The organism is Natrialba aegyptia DSM 13077, from assembly GCF_000337535.1.
GTDB lineage: Archaea > Halobacteriota > Halobacteria > Halobacteriales > Natrialbaceae > Natrialba > Natrialba aegyptia.
In genome coordinates this window covers 46003-60775 of sequence record NZ_AOIP01000033.1, presented here as the reverse complement: position 1 = coordinate 60775, position 14773 = coordinate 46003, and the positions used below count along the sequence as shown (strand labels likewise).

Here is a 14773-nt window from a genome sequence, read left to right as displayed (position 1 = left end):
CTGCTGTTCTGGATCGCTCTCGCCACGGTCATCACGATCGTCTTGCAACTCCTCGTGCTGCCGTTCGAGTTTCTCGGACTCCGGCCCGGGCCGATGAGTGAACTCGTTTCGCTGGCGCGAGGATTTCAAGACCTGGCCGTTCCGATGACGGTGCTCACCTCGGGACTCTACACGCTCGTCCGCGCTGGCACGGTGCTCATCGATCACTACCGCCGGACGAGTTCGTGATCGCGACCGTCCCCAGCCCCACCGGGTGCTCGCCGGTCACCGTTCCGCCGAGGGTCACCGCATCCGGGTGCATGAACAGAATCACGTCGTCGGGCATCGACACGTCCGTCCAGAGCTGCCGCTCGAGAAACGGCATCGATTCGACCGCGAGTTCGTCTGCGAGCAATCGTCGCTCGAGTTCGCGACGCGCGTTTGGATGCAGATAGAACTCGCAGGTCGTCGGCTCGGTTCGCTCGGCGAGCGCACCGTAGAGTTGCTGGCAGACATCGATCACGTCGTCGCCGTCGACCGTGACGAGCGGTGCGTCGTCGGCCGTGCCGGTAGCAGGCCTGTCGTCGCCAGCGCCGTTCGAACCACCGGTTCGCCGAATCTCCGCGACGATCGACTGAAAATTGATCGCGTGGTCGGTCATCGACTCGCACGGACGGCCGTCGCGAGTAAAAGAAACCGGTCTCAGTCTACGCACACTTACAGACGCGCCAGCACGTGCGAACCATCACTATCACCATCACCAGGGCGGCGTCACCAGTTCCTCGAGCGACTCCAGCGTGTGCTCGGGCGCGGGAGTCGGTTGCTCGGGGACCGAATCCGTCGCGGGAATCCACACCGACCGGAGGCCGGCCGCGCTGGCACCCGCGACGTCCGACGCCAGCGAGTTCCCGACGTAGACCGCCCGGTCCGGCGTCGACTCGAGTCGCTCCAGCGCGAGATCGAACGGTTCTGCCGAGGGCTTCGCCGCCGCGTCGTAGCCGGCGCAGACGACCGTCTCGAATCGGTCCGCGAGGCCGATCGCCTCGAGTTTCGTCTGCTGCATTCCCGGCGGCCCGTTCGTGATGAGTCCGAGTCGGTACTCCTCGCCGAGTTGGTCGACGACCCGCCGTGCCCCCGGGAGTGGCTCGACGCTTTCCTGCGCTCGAACCTCGGCGAAGGCGTCCGCGACCGCCTCGCCGATCGAGCGGTCTTCGCCCGCGGCGACGGTCAGGTCGCCAAAACACCGCCGTCGAAGGTCACGAATATCCGTGCTGTCCTCGAGATAGTCGCGGTAGCGGTCGTAGTACGCGTCGATATCCCAGCACTGTGAGACGCCGGCGCGGTCGAACGCGGCTGCGAGGACCTCGTCACCGCCACGACTGTAGGTACACAGGGTATCGTCGAGGTCGAAACAGACGGTCTCGATCGTCTCAGTCACGGCCGCAAAACGGGAGCACGAGCCAATAAAACGACCGTTTCGGTTACGGACTACGATGACGTAGCGATTGCTCGATACCTGATCTCGTTCTCCCGCTCATGGCGCTCGGCGAGTCCGAGCAGGACGGCCCACTCGAGTACCCGCTCGACTCGGTCCGGTTGCACTCGCCGTCGGGACGACGACTGGGACTGGGACCGGGACTGGGGCTGATGCTGAGACTGCACTCGGTCGGCGACGGCTGTAGCAGAAAGCGGTTCTGCAGCGGCGTCCAGCGCCTCGAGTATCGACCCCACGCCGTAGACTCGCTTGCGAAATGCAGTCCGTACCGCTTCCCGCTCGAGTTCACGATCCGTCCGCCGATAGCCATCCTCGCCGTCGGTCGCGAGTTCGAGTGCGCGGAGGAAGGTCAGCCAGGTTGCGGCGTCGTCACGGTCCCGGATCAGTTCGGTTCCGTCCGCGCCCCTCCCGGTTCGCTCGAGAACTCGGACGCAGCAGTCGGCGGTCTCCGCGGCGGCGGCCTTCGTCGCCGGAACCGCGTTCCGAACGGCGGCGAGGGTGTCAAAATCGGCGGGTGGCTCCGGAACCGGCTTGAAGGTAAGGGACATGTACTGTGTGGCGATTACGGGGTGCAGTTACGGGTGTCGTTACAGGTCGAACGACCGTGCGACTAGCTCCTCGTCCGTCTCGCCGTGGACGTACGTCGGCCCGCCGAGCACGTCGATCGTGACCGACGCGGGCGCGAACAGATCCGACGGAACCTCCTCGAAGTCCCAGTCGAGTTCGTCGAAGATGTCGCCGAACGGGCGGCCGTGGTCCTCGGCGGCCACCGACGGTACCGCGTCGAAGATGTCCGCGTCCTCGCGAACCGTGAGGTGAGCCGTGCCGCCGTAGGCGATCGCATCGTTCGTCCGCGCGATCGCCGTCTGTTCGTCTGCGGCGACCGGCGCGACCGGTGCCCGGCCCGTCGCCGAGACGATATCGCGCAGGTCGTAGCCCAGTTCGGCGAGGCGGAACGTCGCGAGTTCCGCCGCTCGCGCGGCGTTCGTAATGCTTCCGGCGAGACTCGCCGTCCGGTAAGCCAGCAGGAAGACGCTACTCGGCTCGACCTCCGCGAGGTCGGCAACCTGTGCGGCCGCGCTCTCGGTCGGGATGGCCTCCGTCTCGACGGCCAGCGCCGTCAGATCGAACGCGTCCGTGTACCCGACGCGCCTGAACTCTTCTTCCTCGGCGACGAGCGCCCTGGCGGGACCGCTTCCGAGTCCCTCGAAGTCCTCGGTGACGAGTTCCCAGCCGGCTTTCTGGGAGCAAAGCAAAGAGAGTGCGGGCTGGTCGGTCGAGAGTTCGACGTAGGGAAGCGATGCCCCGTCGAGATCGCCGAGTTCGTAGCTCGGCGTCGCGAGCCCGGCGGTTTGGATTTCGGTCAGCAACAGTCCAGCTTCGATGCCGCCGTCGAACTCGACGCCGAAGTCGAGGACGGTCGCCTCGTTTTCGAGGTCGTAGCCGCCGACGTTCAACTCCTCGGCGTAGTCGAGGGCCTCGTCGACGAGCTCGATCGCCATGCGATTGAGACTTTCCATAGGCTACGCTTCAGGCTCCGCCGTAAAACAGTTTGCCAGATTCAGTCTGACCTGCGTCTGACACAGGGGTCGAGCACGCCGAACGTAGCGTTCGGCGCGGGTCGCTGCTAGCGGTTAGGCCGCCGGCTCGTAGCCGGCGTTTTCGATCGTCTCGGCGAGCGCCGCCTCGTCGACGGTTGCACCGTCGTGTTCGACGCGGACTTCGTCGGCTTCGTGATTCGCCGTCGCGGAGGCGACGCCGTCGAGCGCCTCGACGGCCTCGATGACGGTCGCTTCACAGCCGTTACAGGACATGCCGGTCACCTCGAGTGTGGTCTGGGTCTGCGCCATGGGCGGTGTAGTTGCGTCGAGCGGTTCAGTGTTCCGCTCAGCGGTCGGCGATCGCCTCGGCCGGTAGCGGTCAGCGCTGGCTCGTCGGCTCTCGGCCGAGTTCGTCCGCAACTGACTCGACTTTCGTCGCTGCGCTCGTCTCGCGCGTGCGCTTATCATCGATCTTGAGAACCGTACTGACTCGATCGCCGTCGACCGCGTCGTGGGCGGCCTGTGCGGCCGCGAACAGTTCGTCCGTGCTTTCGGCCTCGATCACGGTGCCCATCGGATTCGTTTCGTACTTGACGTCGTAGTTCTCGAGTTCGTCGACGGCCGCTGCGACTTCGCTTGCCATACTTCCCTCGATTACGGGGGCGACACTCAAGAGTGCAATCACCGTCATACCGGGTTCGAGGACTTCATCGGTGGTAAACCCGTCCCCTTCGACTTTCAGCCCGGCGTCGGTTACGCGACAGCCCGCCGACGCCTACTGTTGCTGGGCGTGAGGGAGGTGGGGCCGGTCCACACCGGGTCCTGATTCTGCCGGCGGATAGATGATCACGTCCCCGTTCGCGTACACGTAGACAGTATGTTCTAGCGCCGTGAAGGCGACGTGGCCACCGCTGCGTTCGGAACCGTCTGCCGTCGATCGGAACAGCCGATTGAGGGCGTCCGGATCGACGCTATCGTACAGGGAGAACTCGCCCTGAGAAACGTCGATATCCGTGACCGATGCCAGCGCGTGGACGATCGTCGTCGTCACCAGCGCGCTGCTCTCGGTATCGTGGTGGAAAACGTAGCGGTCGTTCGATTGGTCGTACTGGCGGTCAGCCGCGTCATCTGCGGGTGAACAGTCCGTTTGCATAGGAGACGTGATGCGGTCGTCTACACCTCCATATCCCGTTCCAGCATAAAACTCACTCGGTCGTGGTATCTGTTGTCGCTTGTGATGAACTCCCGCACTAACCAGTTGTCCGTCCGTGAACTCGGCGGACCAACAAGCGACGAGTTACCCCGAATTCGGCGCGTACTCACGCTCTATACTACTGGTACGGGCGGTGAGTATGCGCTACGCGGTGCATATCAACAGTGATCACCATAGCAGTACAGATCCGATCCCGTCGTTCACGAGTTCGGTCGTGATAGGAGTGCGCTGGCTGGGATTTGAACCACGCCCAGACGTGCTCGCTTCGCTGTGCGCGACTGGTCTGATTCAAATCCAGATACGATTTCAGTCGCTCACGAATTTGTTCGCGACAAAAGTGCGCTGGCTGGGATTTGAACCCAGGTTGTGACCATGGCAAGGTCACGTGATACCACTACACTACCAGCGCCCTGCTGCACTTACACCTACTGTCGGAGGGATGTATAAGGGTTGCGAATCGTTTTGTCTTCGCTATGTCTGCCCATGTCGGAATCTGTGTCCGTGCTCTTGTACACCGCATTCGATGCAGCAATACTTGCTTCGTTCGGCCGCTGACGGACGAACGGATCACTCCAAACGACTGTGTGCCCGTTCGGCACGAATTACTGGGTGTGAGGCGTTCACAGCCAGGATCGAATCCGCTATTCTTTTAAGACCTTGTCCGCAACACATCGCTACAGTCTAGTGACGCGGCGCCGAAGCGTCACGGCATGACCGTCAGCGTACTCGTGCCGTCGTCGCTCACTCGGGAGGCCGAGGACAAACGCGAGGCCACTCGCAAACTCGGATACGTCGCCCGCGCGGCGACGGTCTTCCGTGCTGACCGCCTCGTCGTCTATCCCGACCGGGATGGCGAAACGGGGCGATTCGACGGCGGGTTCGTAAGCACCGTCTTGCGATACGCCGCAACACCACCATACCTCCGCAACGAGGTCTGGGGGATGCGCAACGAACTGGAGTATGCGGGCGTCTTGCCGCCGCTCCGCGCCATGTCACAGACCGGCTCCGAATCTACCGGTTCGGGGTCGTTAAGACAAGGGATCGTGACCGAGGTCGGACCTGATCAACGCGTGCGGGTCAATTGCGGCTTGCAACACCCGATCTCCCTCAACGTGCCGCCGAAAATGGCGGTCGACGAGGGCGAGCGCGTGACTATCAGGATCTCTTCGCGACGACCGGTCCGGGCAAAGCTCGTCGACGACCCCCTTCCGGGGCTCTCCGTCGAGCGGACGGACCTACAGGCAGCACTCAGCCGTGAGGACGCCGGCGTTCGAATCGCCGCCTCCCGATACGGTACCGAACTTACCGTCGGGCGGCTCGGAACGCTGGCCGGACGCGTCGAGCGCGACGGGATGACCGTCGCCTTCGGCGCGCCCGAGAGAGGGCTGCCGGACATCCTCGAGTTCGAATCCGAGGACGCCGTCGACACGTTGTCGTCCTGGCCGCCGCGGTCAGACGACGCTGACGGAGTCGAACCCACATCTGGCGATGTCGATCCAGGACGAGGGTTCGACCTCTGGCTGAACACGGTTCCGTACCAGGGAAGCGATGTCGTGCGAACGGAGGAGGCTCTGTTCGCGACGCTCGCTCCCCTCTCACTCAGAGAGTGATAGAATGCCACAATCAAACGCACCACGCAAAGGCTCACTCGGGTTCGGCCCACGAAAGCGGGCGACCAGCGAGGTCCCACGCTTTAATTCGTGGCCGGACGACGACGGACAGCCAACGCTCCAGGGCTTCGCGGGCTACAAGGCCGGCATGACCCACGTCGTAATGGTCGACGACAAAGCGAACTCGCCGACCGAGGGAATGGAAGAGACCGTTCCCGTCACGATCGTGGAGACGCCGCCAATGCGCGCCGTTGCTCTGCGTGCGTACGAAGACACGCCGTACGGAAAGAAGCCGCTCACCGAGGTCTGGACCGACGAGTTCGTTCCCGAACTCGATCGCGTGCTGGACCTTCCCGGTGACGACTACGACACTGACGCTGCCGCGGATGAACTCCGCGGCTTCCTCGAGGAAGGACGCGTCGACGACGTTCGCGTCATCACGCACACGGTTCCGGGGGACATTCCCTCGATGCCGAAGAAGAAACCGGACGTGATGGAGACGCGCGTCGGCGGCGGTTCCGTCGAGGACCGCGTCGACTACGCCCTCGAACTGCTCGAGGACGGCGGCGGCGAACACGTCATGAACGACGTGTTCCGCGCCGGCGAGTACGTCGACGCAAGCGGCGTCACGAAAGGAAAGGGGACACAGGGTCCCGTCAAGCGGTGGGGCGTCCAGAAACGCAAGGGCAAGCACGCCCGGCAGGGCTGGCGCCGCCGCATCGGGAACCTCGGTCCCTGGAATCCGTCCCGCGTCCGGTCGACGGTCCCACAGCAGGGACAGACCGGCTACCACCAGCGGACGGAACTGAACAAGCGCCTCGTCGACATCGGCGACGGCGCAGACGCGACGGTCGACGGCGGCTTCATCAACTACGGTGAAGTCGACGGACCGCACGTGCTGATCAAGGGCTCGCTCCCCGGACCGGAAAAGCGCCTCGTGCGCTTCCGCCCGGCGATCCGACCCGGAGACCAGCCGCGCCTCGACCCAGAGGTGCGCTACGTCTCCACCGCATCTAACCAGGGATAACACATGGACGCAACAGTACGCAACCTGGACGGCTCCGACGCGGGATCGGTCGACCTCCCGGCGGTCTTCGAGACGCAGTACCGCCCGGACCTGATCGCCCGCGCCGTCAACGTCGCCCAGGCAAACCGCAAACAGGACTACGGTGCCGACGAGTTCGCCGGCATGCGGACGCCGGCCGAATCGTTCGGTAGCGGCCGCGGGATGGCCCACGTCCCCAAACAGGACGGACGCGGTCGCCGCGTTCCCCAGACTGTCAAGGGACGCAAGGCCCACCCGCCGAAAGCCGAGAAGGACCAGTCCGAATCGATCAACACGAAAGCAAAGAAACTGGCCGTCCGCAGCGCCATCGCTGCGACGACCGACGCTGAACTCGTCGCCGAGCGCGGGCACGCGTTCGATGACGACGCCGAGATTCCGGTCGTCGTCACCGACGAGTTCGAAGACCTCCAGAAGACGAAGGAAGTCGTCGAGTTCCTCGAGGCAGCGGGCCTCGCCGAGGACATCCAGCGTGCGGACGAGGGTCGAAACGTTCGATCGGGTCGCGGGAAGACCCGTGGGCGCAAGTACAAAACGCCGACGTCGATCCTCTTCGTTACGTCGAGCGAGACGGGGCCGTCGCGAGCGGCTCGAAACCTCGCCGGTGCCGATGTCGCGACGGCTGCGGAGGTCAACGCGGAAGATCTCGCACCCGGCGCACAGCCGGGTCGACTGACCGTTTGGACCGAAAGTGCACTCGAGGAGGTGGCAGACCGATGAGCTCGGTTATCGAGCACCCGCTCGTGACGGAGAAGGCGATGAACGACATGGACTTCGAGAACAAGCTCCAGTTCGTCGTCAACCCGGACGCTGCCAAACCCGAGATTCGCGACGAGGTCGAAGAGCGCTTCGAGGTCTCGGTCACTGACATCAACACGCAGGTAACGATGAAGGGCAAGAAGAAAGCAACCGTCAAACTGTCCGAGGACAACGACGCACAGGAAGTTGCCTCGCGAATCGGGGTGTTCTGAGGATGGGACGACGAATTCTTGGACAGCGACGTGGACGCGGGACGCCCACGTTCCGCGCCCCGTCACACCGGTACAAGGCAAAGCTCGAGCACAAGAAGGAAGAAGACGACGACGTGATCCGCGGGACGGTCGTGGATATCGAACACGACCCGGCCCGTTCGGCACCCGTCGCTGCCGTCGAGTTCGAAGACGGCGACCAGCGGCTCGTCCTCGCCCCCGAGGGTATCGGGGTCGGCGAGGAGTTGCAGGTCGGTGTCTCGGCCGAGATCAAGCCCGGAAACACGCTTCCGCTCGCGGAGATTCCGGAGGGCGTGCCGGTCTGTAACGTCGAGGCGAATCAGGGCGACGGCGGCAAGTTCGCTCGCGCCTCGGGGACCAACGCGGACCTGATCACCCACGACCGCAACGCGGCGGTCGTCCAACTCCCAAGCGGCGAGGTCAAGCGCCTCGATCCGCAGTGTCGCGCCACCATCGGCGTCGTCGCCGGTGGCGGTCGCACGGAAAAGCCGATGGTCAAGGCAGGGAACAAGTACCACAAGATGAAAGCGCGGGGCACGAAGTGGCCTCGTGTCCGCGGTGTGGCGATGAACGCCGTCGACCACCCGTTCGGTGGTGGCGGTCGCCAGCACCCCGGCAAACCGAAGTCCGTCTCGCGGGATGCCCCGCCGGGACGGAAGGTCGGTGACATTTCCTCGCGCCGCACTGGTCGAGGTGGAAACAAATGAGTCAGGAGTACCGAACCGGCCGTGAGGGTGAGGAGTTCACCTACCGTGGCCACACGCTCGAGGAGCTGCAGGATCTGGAGCTCGACGAGGTTGCCGAACTGCTGCCCGCACGGAAGCGGCGAAGTATCGAACGCGGACTCTCCGTCGAGAAGCAGAAGCTCCTCGAGGAAGCCCGCGAGAAAGACGAGCAGGAGACGGCGAACGCGCCGATCCGAACGCACCTGCGCGACATGCCGGTGCTGCCGGAGTTCGTCGGGCTGACCTTCGAAGTCTACAACGGACAGTCCTTCGAGCGCGTTCGCGTCGAGCCCGAGATGATCGGACACTATCTCGGCGAGTTCCAACTGACCCGAACATCCGTCGAGCACGGACAGGCGGGGATCGGTGCGACTCGCTCGTCGAAGTTCGTCCCACTGAAGTGATCCACGCATGGGAATCAACTACTCAGTCGACGCGGATCCCGACTCCACCGCGAAAGCGATGCTTCGGGAGCGTCACATGAGCCACAAGCACAGCAAGGAGGTCGCTCGCGAGATCAAGGGCCGAACCGTCGCGGATGCCCAGGCGTATCTCCAGGACGTAATCGACGAAGAACAGTCGGTTCCGTTTAAGTCCCACAACGCCGGTGCGGGTCACCGCTCCGACGTCGACGGCTGGGACGCCGGCAAGTACCCCGAGAAGGTTTCCGGGGAGTTCCTCGACCTGCTCGAGAACGTCACGGCGAACGCGGACCATCAGGGTTTCGACGGCGAGTCGATGGAGATCGTCCACGTCGCCGCCCACAAGGTCGGCGAATCGGTCGGTCGCAAGCCCCGCGCGATGGGGCGTGCCTCGTCGTGGAATACGCCGCAGGTCGACGTCGAGATCGTCGTCGAAGAAGTCGACGAGGAGACAGGAACCGAGGACTCGGAGGGTAACAACTAATGGCTGACGAGCAACAGTTCATCGAAAACGGCCTGCAGCGGTCCCAAATAGACGAGTTCTTCCAGGAAGAACTCGGCCGCGCGGGCTACGGTGGCATGGACGTCGCCAAGACGCCGATGGGAACCCAAATCGTCCTCAAGGCCGAAAAGCCCGGGATGGTCATCGGCAAGGGCGGCGAGAACATCCGGAAGGTCACGACGGCGCTCGAAGAGCGCTTCGACCTCGAGGACCCGCAGATCGACGTGCAGGAGGTCGACGAACCCGATCTGAACGCACGCATCGTCGCGGATCGCCTCGCCAACGCCCTAGAGCGCGGGTGGTACTTCCGCAAGGCCGGTCACACGACGATCGACCGGATCATGGAAGCCGGCGCACTCGGTGCCGAGATCGTCCTCTCCGGGAAGGTCACGGGTGCACGCTCGCGCGTGGAGAAGTTCAACCGTGGCTACATCAAGCACAACGGCGAACCCGCCGCCGAAATCGTCGACGAAGGCCAGGGTGTCGCCGTCATGAAGCTCGGGACGATCGGCGTCACGGTCAAGATCATCCCGCCGAACGCCGAACTCCCCGACGACTTCGAGATCCACGAGGACGTCGATCCGGAAGAACTCGTCCCCGAGGCCGTCGAGGCCAACGAGGCCGACGGCGTCGAGGAACTTCTCGAAGGCGAACCCGAAGAGCCCGCGGATGCCGAGGCCGCTGACTCCGGCGTCGAAGCGGGAGCCGACGAGACGCTCGAAACCGCAGCCGACGACGACGCCGAACTCGACGAAGAAGTCGTCGAGGAAGTTATCGAAGCGGAAGTCGAAGCTGAAGACGAGTCCGAGACGGACGCTGACGCCGACGATGACACTGACACCGACGACACCGAGGACGATGATGACCTCGATGAACTCGAAGAAGACGTCGAGGCCGAAGCCGAAGAACTCGTCGAGGAGATGGAAGCCGACGCGGACGAAGACGAAGACGAGGGAGGTGACGCCTGATGGCAATCCTCCACGTCAAAGAGATCCGCGACATGACGCCCGCCGAACGCGCGGAAGAACTCGATGAACTCGAGACGGAACTGCTGAACCAGAAGTCAGTTCTCGCCGCCGGTGGTGCCCCGGAGAATCCGGGCCGCATCGGTGAACTCAGTCGCACGATTGCGCGGATCAAGACGATCCAGCGTGAGGAAGGCGACCTGGACGAGGAGTAATCGATTACAACGATGGCACTGACACCCGAGACACTCCCACGACACGAACTCAACGGACTGCCCGTCCGCATCGTCGAGAGTGACGACGCCGAACGGGTCGGCCTCGAGGGCCGCGTCGTCATCGAGACGACCAATACGCTCTCGATCGAGGTTCGAGACGACGGGGAGTCTCGGGTCGTCATGGTGCCAAAATCGGGCTCGGTGTTCGAGTTCACGATCACAGATGACGCCGCCGACCCCGCGAAGGAGTCGGGGACCGCGTCCAAACTGGCCGACACTCAACCTGGTGGAGTCGAGCAATCGGAGACACCAGACGGCGCTGGCGAGGATGTGGCCTACGTTACGGTCGATGGATCGCGACTGCTCTCACGACCCGCCCGACGCACGGAAACGAATGGTGACTCACCATGGCAATAGGACTAGACGTTGAAACCCCTCCGGAACCAGAAAACCCGGAGGAATACGACTACGAGAAGTGTCCGTTCTACGGCGAACTCTCCGTTCGAGGACAGATCCTCGAGGGGACCGTCGTTTCGACGGACATGGACAAGACCGTAGTCGTCGAACGAGAGTACGACGTAGCGGTTCCGAAATACGACCGCTCTATGAAACGTCGCTCGCGCATTCCGGCACACGTGCCGGGCGTGCTCGAGCCGCTCTCGGTCGGTGACACGGTCAAGATCGCAGAGACCCGACCACTGTCGAAGACCAAATCGCACGTGGTTGTCGAAGTAACCGAAGAAGCGACTGCGGCGGATATCGCCGAGTTGACCCGCCAGGCAGAGCCCGATCGGGAACTCTCGAGCGGCGATGTCACGCAGGGCGCAGAACCCGAGGCAACCGAGGGTGAGCAGTGATGGAGGCGCTCAAAGCCGACGTCACGCAAGGCCTGAAGAAGGGCTCGCTGGTCACGTGTGCCGACAACTCCGGCGCACGCGAACTCAAAGTCATTAGCGTCTCGGGCTACCACGGCACCAAGAACCGCCAGCCGAAGGCGGGTCTCGGTGACAAGGTAACCGTCTCCGTCACGAAGGGGACTCCCGAGATGCGCCGCCAGGTTCTCGAGGCCGTCATCGTCCGCCAGCGGAAGTCGATCCGCCGACCGGACGGCACGCGGCTGAAGTTCGAGGACAACGCGGCGGTCATCATCGACGAGAACGAAGAGCCCCGCGGGACGGAGATCAAGGGACCGATCGCCCGCGAGGTCGCAGAGCGCTTCGGAGCAATCGCGTCCACCGCGACGATGATCGTATAGAACCATGAGCAAGCAACCACACAAACAGCGAACGCAGACCGAGCGTGCACCGCTGCACAAGCGACAGAAGCAGCTTCACGCGACGCTCTCCGAGGACCTCCGCGAGGAGTATGACACCCGTCGCACCCGCGTCAACGCGGGCGACACCGTCGAGGTCATGCGCGGCGACTACGCCGGCGACGAAGGCGAAGTCATCCGTGCGATCCTCGAAGACGGCGTCATCCACGTCGAGGACGTGACGGTCGAGACGGCAGACGGCGAGGAAGTTCCGCGCCCGCTCGACCCATCGAACGTTCGTATCACTGAACTCGATCTGGAGGACGAGCGTCGCGAGGCACGCCTCGAAGGCGATACAGAAGGTGATAGTGAATGACGAAACACCAGAAGCGACTGTCAGTACCGAAGTCCTGGCCGGTCGAGCGCAAGACCGAGGTCTTCACGGTCAAGGCTGACGCGGGTCCGCATGGCGAGGAGGGTGTTCCCCTCGTCGTCCTCCTGCGGGACGTGCTCGGCTACGTGGACTCGGCGAAGGAAGCGCGGTACGCCCTGTCGGAGGACTCGATCATCGTCAACGGCGAACCGATCAACGACGAGCAGCGACCGATCGGAATCTTCGACATTCTCGCGTTCCCCGGTCGTGGCGAGTTCTACCGCGTCTTCCCCGACGAGGGTGGCCGTCTCGCCCTTACCGAAATCGACGAGGAGTCGGCGGATAGCCGACTCGGCAAAATCGACGGGAAACAGCAGGTTCCGGGCGGCGACACGCAGCTGACGCTGCACGACGGGACGACCGTCCTCGTCGATGACGAGTTCAGTGCGAAGGACTCGGTCGTCGTCGATAACGAAGACAAGTCGATCGTGGCCCACTTCCCCTACGAGGAGGGCGCGCTCGTGACGGCTATCCGTGGCAACCACGGTGGCAAGATCGGCGAGGTCGAATCGATCGACGTCACGCCCGGAAGCGGCTCGAACACCGTTACCGTCTCGACGGACGACGGTGCGTTCGAGACCGTCGAGGAGTACGTCGTCGTCATCGACGAGAACTTCACGGGTGAGGACTCCGACGCGGAGTCCGAGGAACGTCAGGCCGCGTCTGATGGCGGTGATGACGAATGAGCGACGCTGAGACCAGCGAGTTCCACGAGATGCGCGAACCCACCGTCGAGAAGGTCGTCGTCCACATGGGCGTCGGACAGGGTGGTCGCGAACTCGGTCGAGCGGAGGACATCATCGAGGAAGTTACCGAACAGGAGAGCGTCCGCACGCAGGCAAAGCGGACCGAACCCGACTTTGGGATTCGACAGGGTGATCCGATCGGTACGAAGGTTACCCTTCGTGGCGACGACGCCTACGAGTTCCTCGAGAAGTCGCTGCCGCTTGCGGAGCTGTCGGCGACGCAGTTCGACGATACGGGTAACTTCAGCTTCGGGGTCGAGGAGCACACCGAATTCCCGAGCCAGGAGTACGACCCGAACGTCGGCATCTACGGGCTGGACGTGACCGTCAACCTGGTTCGTCCGGGCTACCGCGTGACCAAGCGGGATAAGGCGACGCGGCCGATCCCGTCGAATCACCGACTCACCCCCGAGGACGCCATCGCGTACCTCGAGGCGAACTTCGACGTAACCGTCTCCGCGGAGGAGGAAGACGATGAGTGAAAGCGAACAGGAACCGGAACCAGAACCGGACGAAGACGTCGCAAGCGAGCGTACAGGCGAGCACGCGGCAAAACGCACTGGCCAGATCGAAGAGTGCCAGCGCTGTGGCCGCAAGCAGGGGTTAGTCGGCAAGTACGACATCAATCTCTGTCGGCAGTGCTTCCGTGAGATCGCCCGCGACATGGGATTCAAGAAGTATCGATAATATGACTGGAAACGATCCACTCAGCAACGCGCTCTCGGGACTCGATAACGCCGAGAGCGTGGGGCATCTCACCCACGAGGTAACACCCGCCTCGAACGAGATCGGCAGCGTGCTCGAGGTCTTCTACGACCGCGGGTACATCGACGGCTTCGAGTTCGTCGACGACGGCAAGGCCGGTCAGTTCGAGGTCGAATTGAAAGGAGCGATCAACGAGTGTGGCCCCGTCAAGCCCCGCTACAGCGTCGGTTCCGAGGACTTCGAGAAGTGGGAGAAGCGATTCCTCCCGGCTCGAGACTTCGGTGCGCTGGTCGTCACGACGAGTGACGGCATCATGAGCCATTACGAGGCTCGTGAGAAGGGGATCGGTGGCCAGGTGATCGCATACGTCTACTAACCATGCGAGTCGAACTGGACATCCCTGACAACGTAACCGTCGAGATCGACCACCTCGATGTGACCGTCGATGGACCGGAAGGCACCGTTTCCCGGCGTCTCTGGTACCCCGACGTGACCGTCGACGTGGAGGATGACACCGTGGTCATCGAGAGCGAGGCCGAGGACGCAAAGACGAACGCGACCGTCGGCACCTTCGAGAGCCACGTTTCGAACGCTTTCCACGGCGTGACCGAGGGCTGGGAGTACAAGATGGAAGTCTTCTACTCTCACTTCCCGATGCAGGTCCGCGCGGAGGGCGAGGAGGTCGTCATCGAGAACTTCCTCGGCGAGAAGGCAGCGCGACGTACGACTATCCACGGTGAGACCACCGTCTCCGTCGACGACGAACGAATCGTCCTCACTGGCCCCGACAAGGAAGATGTCGGCCAGACGGCGGCGGACATCGAGCAGCTGACGAAGGTCAGCGGCAAGGACACCCGCGTCTTCCAGGACGGGGTCTACATCACCGAAAAACCCGCCACCGAAACCGGAGGTGCCTGA

Annotated in this window: 26 protein-coding genes and 1 tRNA gene; 19 read left to right on the top strand and 8 right to left on the bottom strand. The window is 63.5% G+C overall.

The window, feature by feature from the left end:
* Positions 1-42 precede the first annotated feature (42 nt).
* Positions 43-228, top strand: a complete 186-nt coding sequence (locus C480_RS22295; RefSeq protein WP_006666665.1) for a hypothetical protein — start codon at positions 43-45, stop codon at positions 226-228.
* Here C480_RS22295 and C480_RS16050 read toward each other — a convergent pair.
* The 8 genes from C480_RS16050 to C480_RS16015 form a co-directional block, all read right to left on the bottom strand.
* Entirely contained in the window at positions 197-640 is a 444-nt protein-coding gene (locus C480_RS16050; RefSeq protein ID WP_006666664.1) for a hypothetical protein, read from the bottom strand. The two genes, C480_RS22295 and C480_RS16050, sit on opposite strands and share 32 nt — an antisense overlap.
* A gap of 96 nt (positions 641-736) precedes the next feature.
* Positions 737-1417 carry an HAD family hydrolase gene (locus C480_RS16045; RefSeq protein WP_006666663.1) on the bottom strand — a complete coding sequence of 227 codons (681 nt, stop codon included), beginning with the start codon at positions 1415-1417 and terminating at the stop codon, positions 737-739.
* Positions 1418-1467: 50 nt separating this feature from the next.
* Complete coding sequence (locus C480_RS16040; protein WP_006666662.1) at positions 1468-2022, bottom strand: hypothetical protein; 555 nt, start codon at positions 2020-2022, stop codon at positions 1468-1470.
* Positions 2023-2061: 39 nt separating this feature from the next.
* A complete protein-coding gene (gene mch, locus C480_RS16035) occupies positions 2062-2994 on the bottom strand; it encodes a methenyltetrahydromethanopterin cyclohydrolase (protein ID WP_006666661.1) in 933 nt (310 codons plus the stop codon).
* A gap of 114 nt (positions 2995-3108) precedes the next feature.
* Positions 3109-3324, bottom strand: a complete 216-nt coding sequence (locus C480_RS16030; protein WP_006666660.1) for a heavy-metal-associated domain-containing protein — start codon at positions 3322-3324, stop codon at positions 3109-3111.
* A gap of 70 nt (positions 3325-3394) precedes the next feature.
* Positions 3395-3706: an MTH1187 family thiamine-binding protein gene (locus tag C480_RS16025; RefSeq protein WP_049903803.1), complete on the bottom strand. Its 312-nt coding sequence runs from the start codon at positions 3704-3706 to the stop codon at positions 3395-3397.
* Between the two features lie 84 nt (positions 3707-3790).
* Positions 3791-4168: a HalOD1 output domain-containing protein gene (locus tag C480_RS16020; RefSeq protein ID WP_006666658.1), complete on the bottom strand. Its 378-nt coding sequence runs from the start codon at positions 4166-4168 to the stop codon at positions 3791-3793.
* Between the two features lie 398 nt (positions 4169-4566).
* Positions 4567-4637: transfer RNA gene (locus C480_RS16015), tRNA-Gly, on the bottom strand.
* Between the two features lie 301 nt (positions 4638-4938).
* On the opposite strand from C480_RS16015, the gene C480_RS16010 reads away from it, so the two are divergent.
* The 18 genes from C480_RS16010 to C480_RS15925 are packed head-to-tail and all read left to right on the top strand — an operon-like array spanning position 4939 to position 14773.
* Entirely contained in the window at positions 4939-5838 is a 900-nt protein-coding gene (locus C480_RS16010; protein WP_006666657.1) for a putative RNA uridine N3 methyltransferase, read from the top strand.
* Between the two features lie 4 nt (positions 5839-5842).
* A complete protein-coding gene (locus tag C480_RS16005) occupies positions 5843-6865 on the top strand; it encodes a 50S ribosomal protein L3 (RefSeq protein ID WP_006666656.1) in 1023 nt (340 codons plus the stop codon).
* Between the two features lie 3 nt (positions 6866-6868).
* The gene (rpl4p, locus tag C480_RS16000) at positions 6869-7621 is read left to right on the top strand and encodes a 50S ribosomal protein L4 (protein ID WP_006666655.1); all 753 of its coding nucleotides are present in this window, start codon (positions 6869-6871) and stop codon (positions 7619-7621) included.
* Positions 7618-7872, top strand: a complete 255-nt coding sequence (locus C480_RS15995) for a 50S ribosomal protein L23 (protein WP_006108961.1) — start codon at positions 7618-7620, stop codon at positions 7870-7872. Before rpl4p ends, C480_RS15995 begins: the two co-directional genes overlap by 4 nt.
* A 2-nt stretch (positions 7873-7874) precedes the next feature.
* The gene (locus tag C480_RS15990; RefSeq protein ID WP_006108960.1) at positions 7875-8597 is read left to right on the top strand and encodes a 50S ribosomal protein L2; all 723 of its coding nucleotides are present in this window, start codon (positions 7875-7877) and stop codon (positions 8595-8597) included.
* On the top strand, positions 8594-9019 hold the full coding sequence (locus tag C480_RS15985; RefSeq protein WP_006666654.1) for a 30S ribosomal protein S19: 426 nt from the start codon (positions 8594-8596) through the stop codon (positions 9017-9019). The genes C480_RS15990 and C480_RS15985 overlap by 4 nt, the downstream gene beginning before the upstream one ends.
* 7 nt (positions 9020-9026) lie before the next feature.
* Positions 9027-9521, top strand: coding sequence for a 50S ribosomal protein L22 (locus tag C480_RS15980; protein ID WP_006666653.1), 495 nt, complete (start codon positions 9027-9029; stop codon positions 9519-9521).
* Entirely contained in the window at positions 9521-10507 is a 987-nt protein-coding gene (locus tag C480_RS15975) for a 30S ribosomal protein S3 (protein ID WP_006666652.1), read from the top strand. The genes C480_RS15980 and C480_RS15975 overlap by 1 nt, the downstream gene beginning before the upstream one ends.
* Entirely contained in the window at positions 10507-10719 is a 213-nt protein-coding gene (rpmC, locus tag C480_RS15970) for a 50S ribosomal protein L29 (RefSeq protein WP_006666651.1), read from the top strand. The genes C480_RS15975 and rpmC overlap by 1 nt, the downstream gene beginning before the upstream one ends.
* A gap of 12 nt (positions 10720-10731) precedes the next feature.
* Positions 10732-11136 (top strand): ribonuclease P protein component 1, encoded by a 405-nt coding sequence (locus C480_RS15965; RefSeq protein ID WP_006666650.1) that lies wholly within the window; start codon positions 10732-10734, stop codon positions 11134-11136.
* Positions 11127-11576 (top strand): 30S ribosomal protein S17, encoded by a 450-nt coding sequence (locus C480_RS15960; protein ID WP_006666649.1) that lies wholly within the window; start codon positions 11127-11129, stop codon positions 11574-11576. The genes C480_RS15965 and C480_RS15960 overlap by 10 nt, the downstream gene beginning before the upstream one ends.
* On the top strand, positions 11576-11974 hold the full coding sequence (locus tag C480_RS15955; protein WP_006666648.1) for a 50S ribosomal protein L14: 399 nt from the start codon (positions 11576-11578) through the stop codon (positions 11972-11974). Before C480_RS15960 ends, C480_RS15955 begins: the two co-directional genes overlap by 1 nt.
* A gap of 4 nt (positions 11975-11978) precedes the next feature.
* Positions 11979-12347 carry a 50S ribosomal protein L24 gene (rplX, locus tag C480_RS15950; protein ID WP_006108952.1) on the top strand — a complete coding sequence of 123 codons (369 nt, stop codon included), beginning with the start codon at positions 11979-11981 and terminating at the stop codon, positions 12345-12347.
* On the top strand, positions 12344-13090 hold the full coding sequence (locus tag C480_RS15945) for a 30S ribosomal protein S4e (protein ID WP_006666647.1): 747 nt from the start codon (positions 12344-12346) through the stop codon (positions 13088-13090). Before rplX ends, C480_RS15945 begins: the two co-directional genes overlap by 4 nt.
* Positions 13087-13632, top strand: coding sequence for a 50S ribosomal protein L5 (locus C480_RS15940; protein WP_006666646.1), 546 nt, complete (start codon positions 13087-13089; stop codon positions 13630-13632). Before C480_RS15945 ends, C480_RS15940 begins: the two co-directional genes overlap by 4 nt.
* Positions 13625-13837, top strand: coding sequence for a 30S ribosomal protein S14 (locus C480_RS15935; RefSeq protein WP_006108949.1), 213 nt, complete (start codon positions 13625-13627; stop codon positions 13835-13837). The genes C480_RS15940 and C480_RS15935 overlap by 8 nt, the downstream gene beginning before the upstream one ends.
* A gap of 1 nt (position 13838) precedes the next feature.
* The gene (locus tag C480_RS15930) at positions 13839-14231 is read left to right on the top strand and encodes a 30S ribosomal protein S8 (RefSeq protein ID WP_006108948.1); all 393 of its coding nucleotides are present in this window, start codon (positions 13839-13841) and stop codon (positions 14229-14231) included.
* A 2-nt stretch (positions 14232-14233) separates the two neighbouring features.
* Complete coding sequence (locus C480_RS15925; RefSeq protein WP_006666645.1) at positions 14234-14773, top strand: 50S ribosomal protein L6; 540 nt, start codon at positions 14234-14236, stop codon at positions 14771-14773.

Excerpts from the sequence above, each read along its gene's own strand:
- C480_RS16050 (WP_006666664.1), bottom strand. The coding sequence starts at position 640 with ATGACCGACCACGCGATCAATTTTCAGTCGATCGTCGCGGAGATTCGG.
- C480_RS16040 (WP_006666662.1), bottom strand. The coding sequence starts at position 2,022 with ATGTCCCTTACCTTCAAGCCGGTTCCGGAGCCACCCGCCGATTTTGAC.
- mch (WP_006666661.1), bottom strand. The coding sequence starts at position 2,994 with ATGGAAAGTCTCAATCGCATGGCGATCGAGCTCGTCGACGAGGCCCTC.
- C480_RS16030 (WP_006666660.1), bottom strand. The coding sequence starts at position 3,324 with ATGGCGCAGACCCAGACCACACTCGAGGTGACCGGCATGTCCTGTAAC.
- C480_RS16025 (WP_049903803.1), bottom strand. The coding sequence starts at position 3,706 with ATGACGGTGATTGCACTCTTGAGTGTCGCCCCCGTAATCGAGGGAAGT.
- C480_RS16020 (WP_006666658.1), bottom strand. The coding sequence starts at position 4,168 with ATGCAAACGGACTGTTCACCCGCAGATGACGCGGCTGACCGCCAGTAC.
- C480_RS16010 (WP_006666657.1), top strand. The coding sequence starts at position 4,939 with ATGACCGTCAGCGTACTCGTGCCGTCGTCGCTCACTCGGGAGGCCGAG.
- C480_RS16005 (WP_006666656.1), top strand. The coding sequence starts at position 5,843 with ATGCCACAATCAAACGCACCACGCAAAGGCTCACTCGGGTTCGGCCCA.
- rpl4p (WP_006666655.1), top strand. The coding sequence starts at position 6,869 with ATGGACGCAACAGTACGCAACCTGGACGGCTCCGACGCGGGATCGGTC.
- C480_RS15995 (WP_006108961.1), top strand. The coding sequence starts at position 7,618 with ATGAGCTCGGTTATCGAGCACCCGCTCGTGACGGAGAAGGCGATGAAC.
- C480_RS15990 (WP_006108960.1), top strand. The coding sequence starts at position 7,875 with ATGGGACGACGAATTCTTGGACAGCGACGTGGACGCGGGACGCCCACG.
- C480_RS15985 (WP_006666654.1), top strand. The coding sequence starts at position 8,594 with ATGAGTCAGGAGTACCGAACCGGCCGTGAGGGTGAGGAGTTCACCTAC.
- C480_RS15980 (WP_006666653.1), top strand. The coding sequence starts at position 9,027 with ATGGGAATCAACTACTCAGTCGACGCGGATCCCGACTCCACCGCGAAA.
- C480_RS15975 (WP_006666652.1), top strand. The coding sequence starts at position 9,521 with ATGGCTGACGAGCAACAGTTCATCGAAAACGGCCTGCAGCGGTCCCAA.
- rpmC (WP_006666651.1), top strand. The coding sequence starts at position 10,507 with ATGGCAATCCTCCACGTCAAAGAGATCCGCGACATGACGCCCGCCGAA.
- C480_RS15965 (WP_006666650.1), top strand. The coding sequence starts at position 10,732 with ATGGCACTGACACCCGAGACACTCCCACGACACGAACTCAACGGACTG.
- C480_RS15960 (WP_006666649.1), top strand. The coding sequence starts at position 11,127 with ATGGCAATAGGACTAGACGTTGAAACCCCTCCGGAACCAGAAAACCCG.
- C480_RS15955 (WP_006666648.1), top strand. The coding sequence starts at position 11,576 with ATGGAGGCGCTCAAAGCCGACGTCACGCAAGGCCTGAAGAAGGGCTCG.
- rplX (WP_006108952.1), top strand. The coding sequence starts at position 11,979 with ATGAGCAAGCAACCACACAAACAGCGAACGCAGACCGAGCGTGCACCG.
- C480_RS15945 (WP_006666647.1), top strand. The coding sequence starts at position 12,344 with ATGACGAAACACCAGAAGCGACTGTCAGTACCGAAGTCCTGGCCGGTC.
- C480_RS15940 (WP_006666646.1), top strand. The coding sequence starts at position 13,087 with ATGAGCGACGCTGAGACCAGCGAGTTCCACGAGATGCGCGAACCCACC.
- C480_RS15935 (WP_006108949.1), top strand. The coding sequence starts at position 13,625 with ATGAGTGAAAGCGAACAGGAACCGGAACCAGAACCGGACGAAGACGTC.
- C480_RS15930 (WP_006108948.1), top strand. The coding sequence starts at position 13,839 with ATGACTGGAAACGATCCACTCAGCAACGCGCTCTCGGGACTCGATAAC.
- C480_RS15925 (WP_006666645.1), top strand. The coding sequence starts at position 14,234 with ATGCGAGTCGAACTGGACATCCCTGACAACGTAACCGTCGAGATCGAC.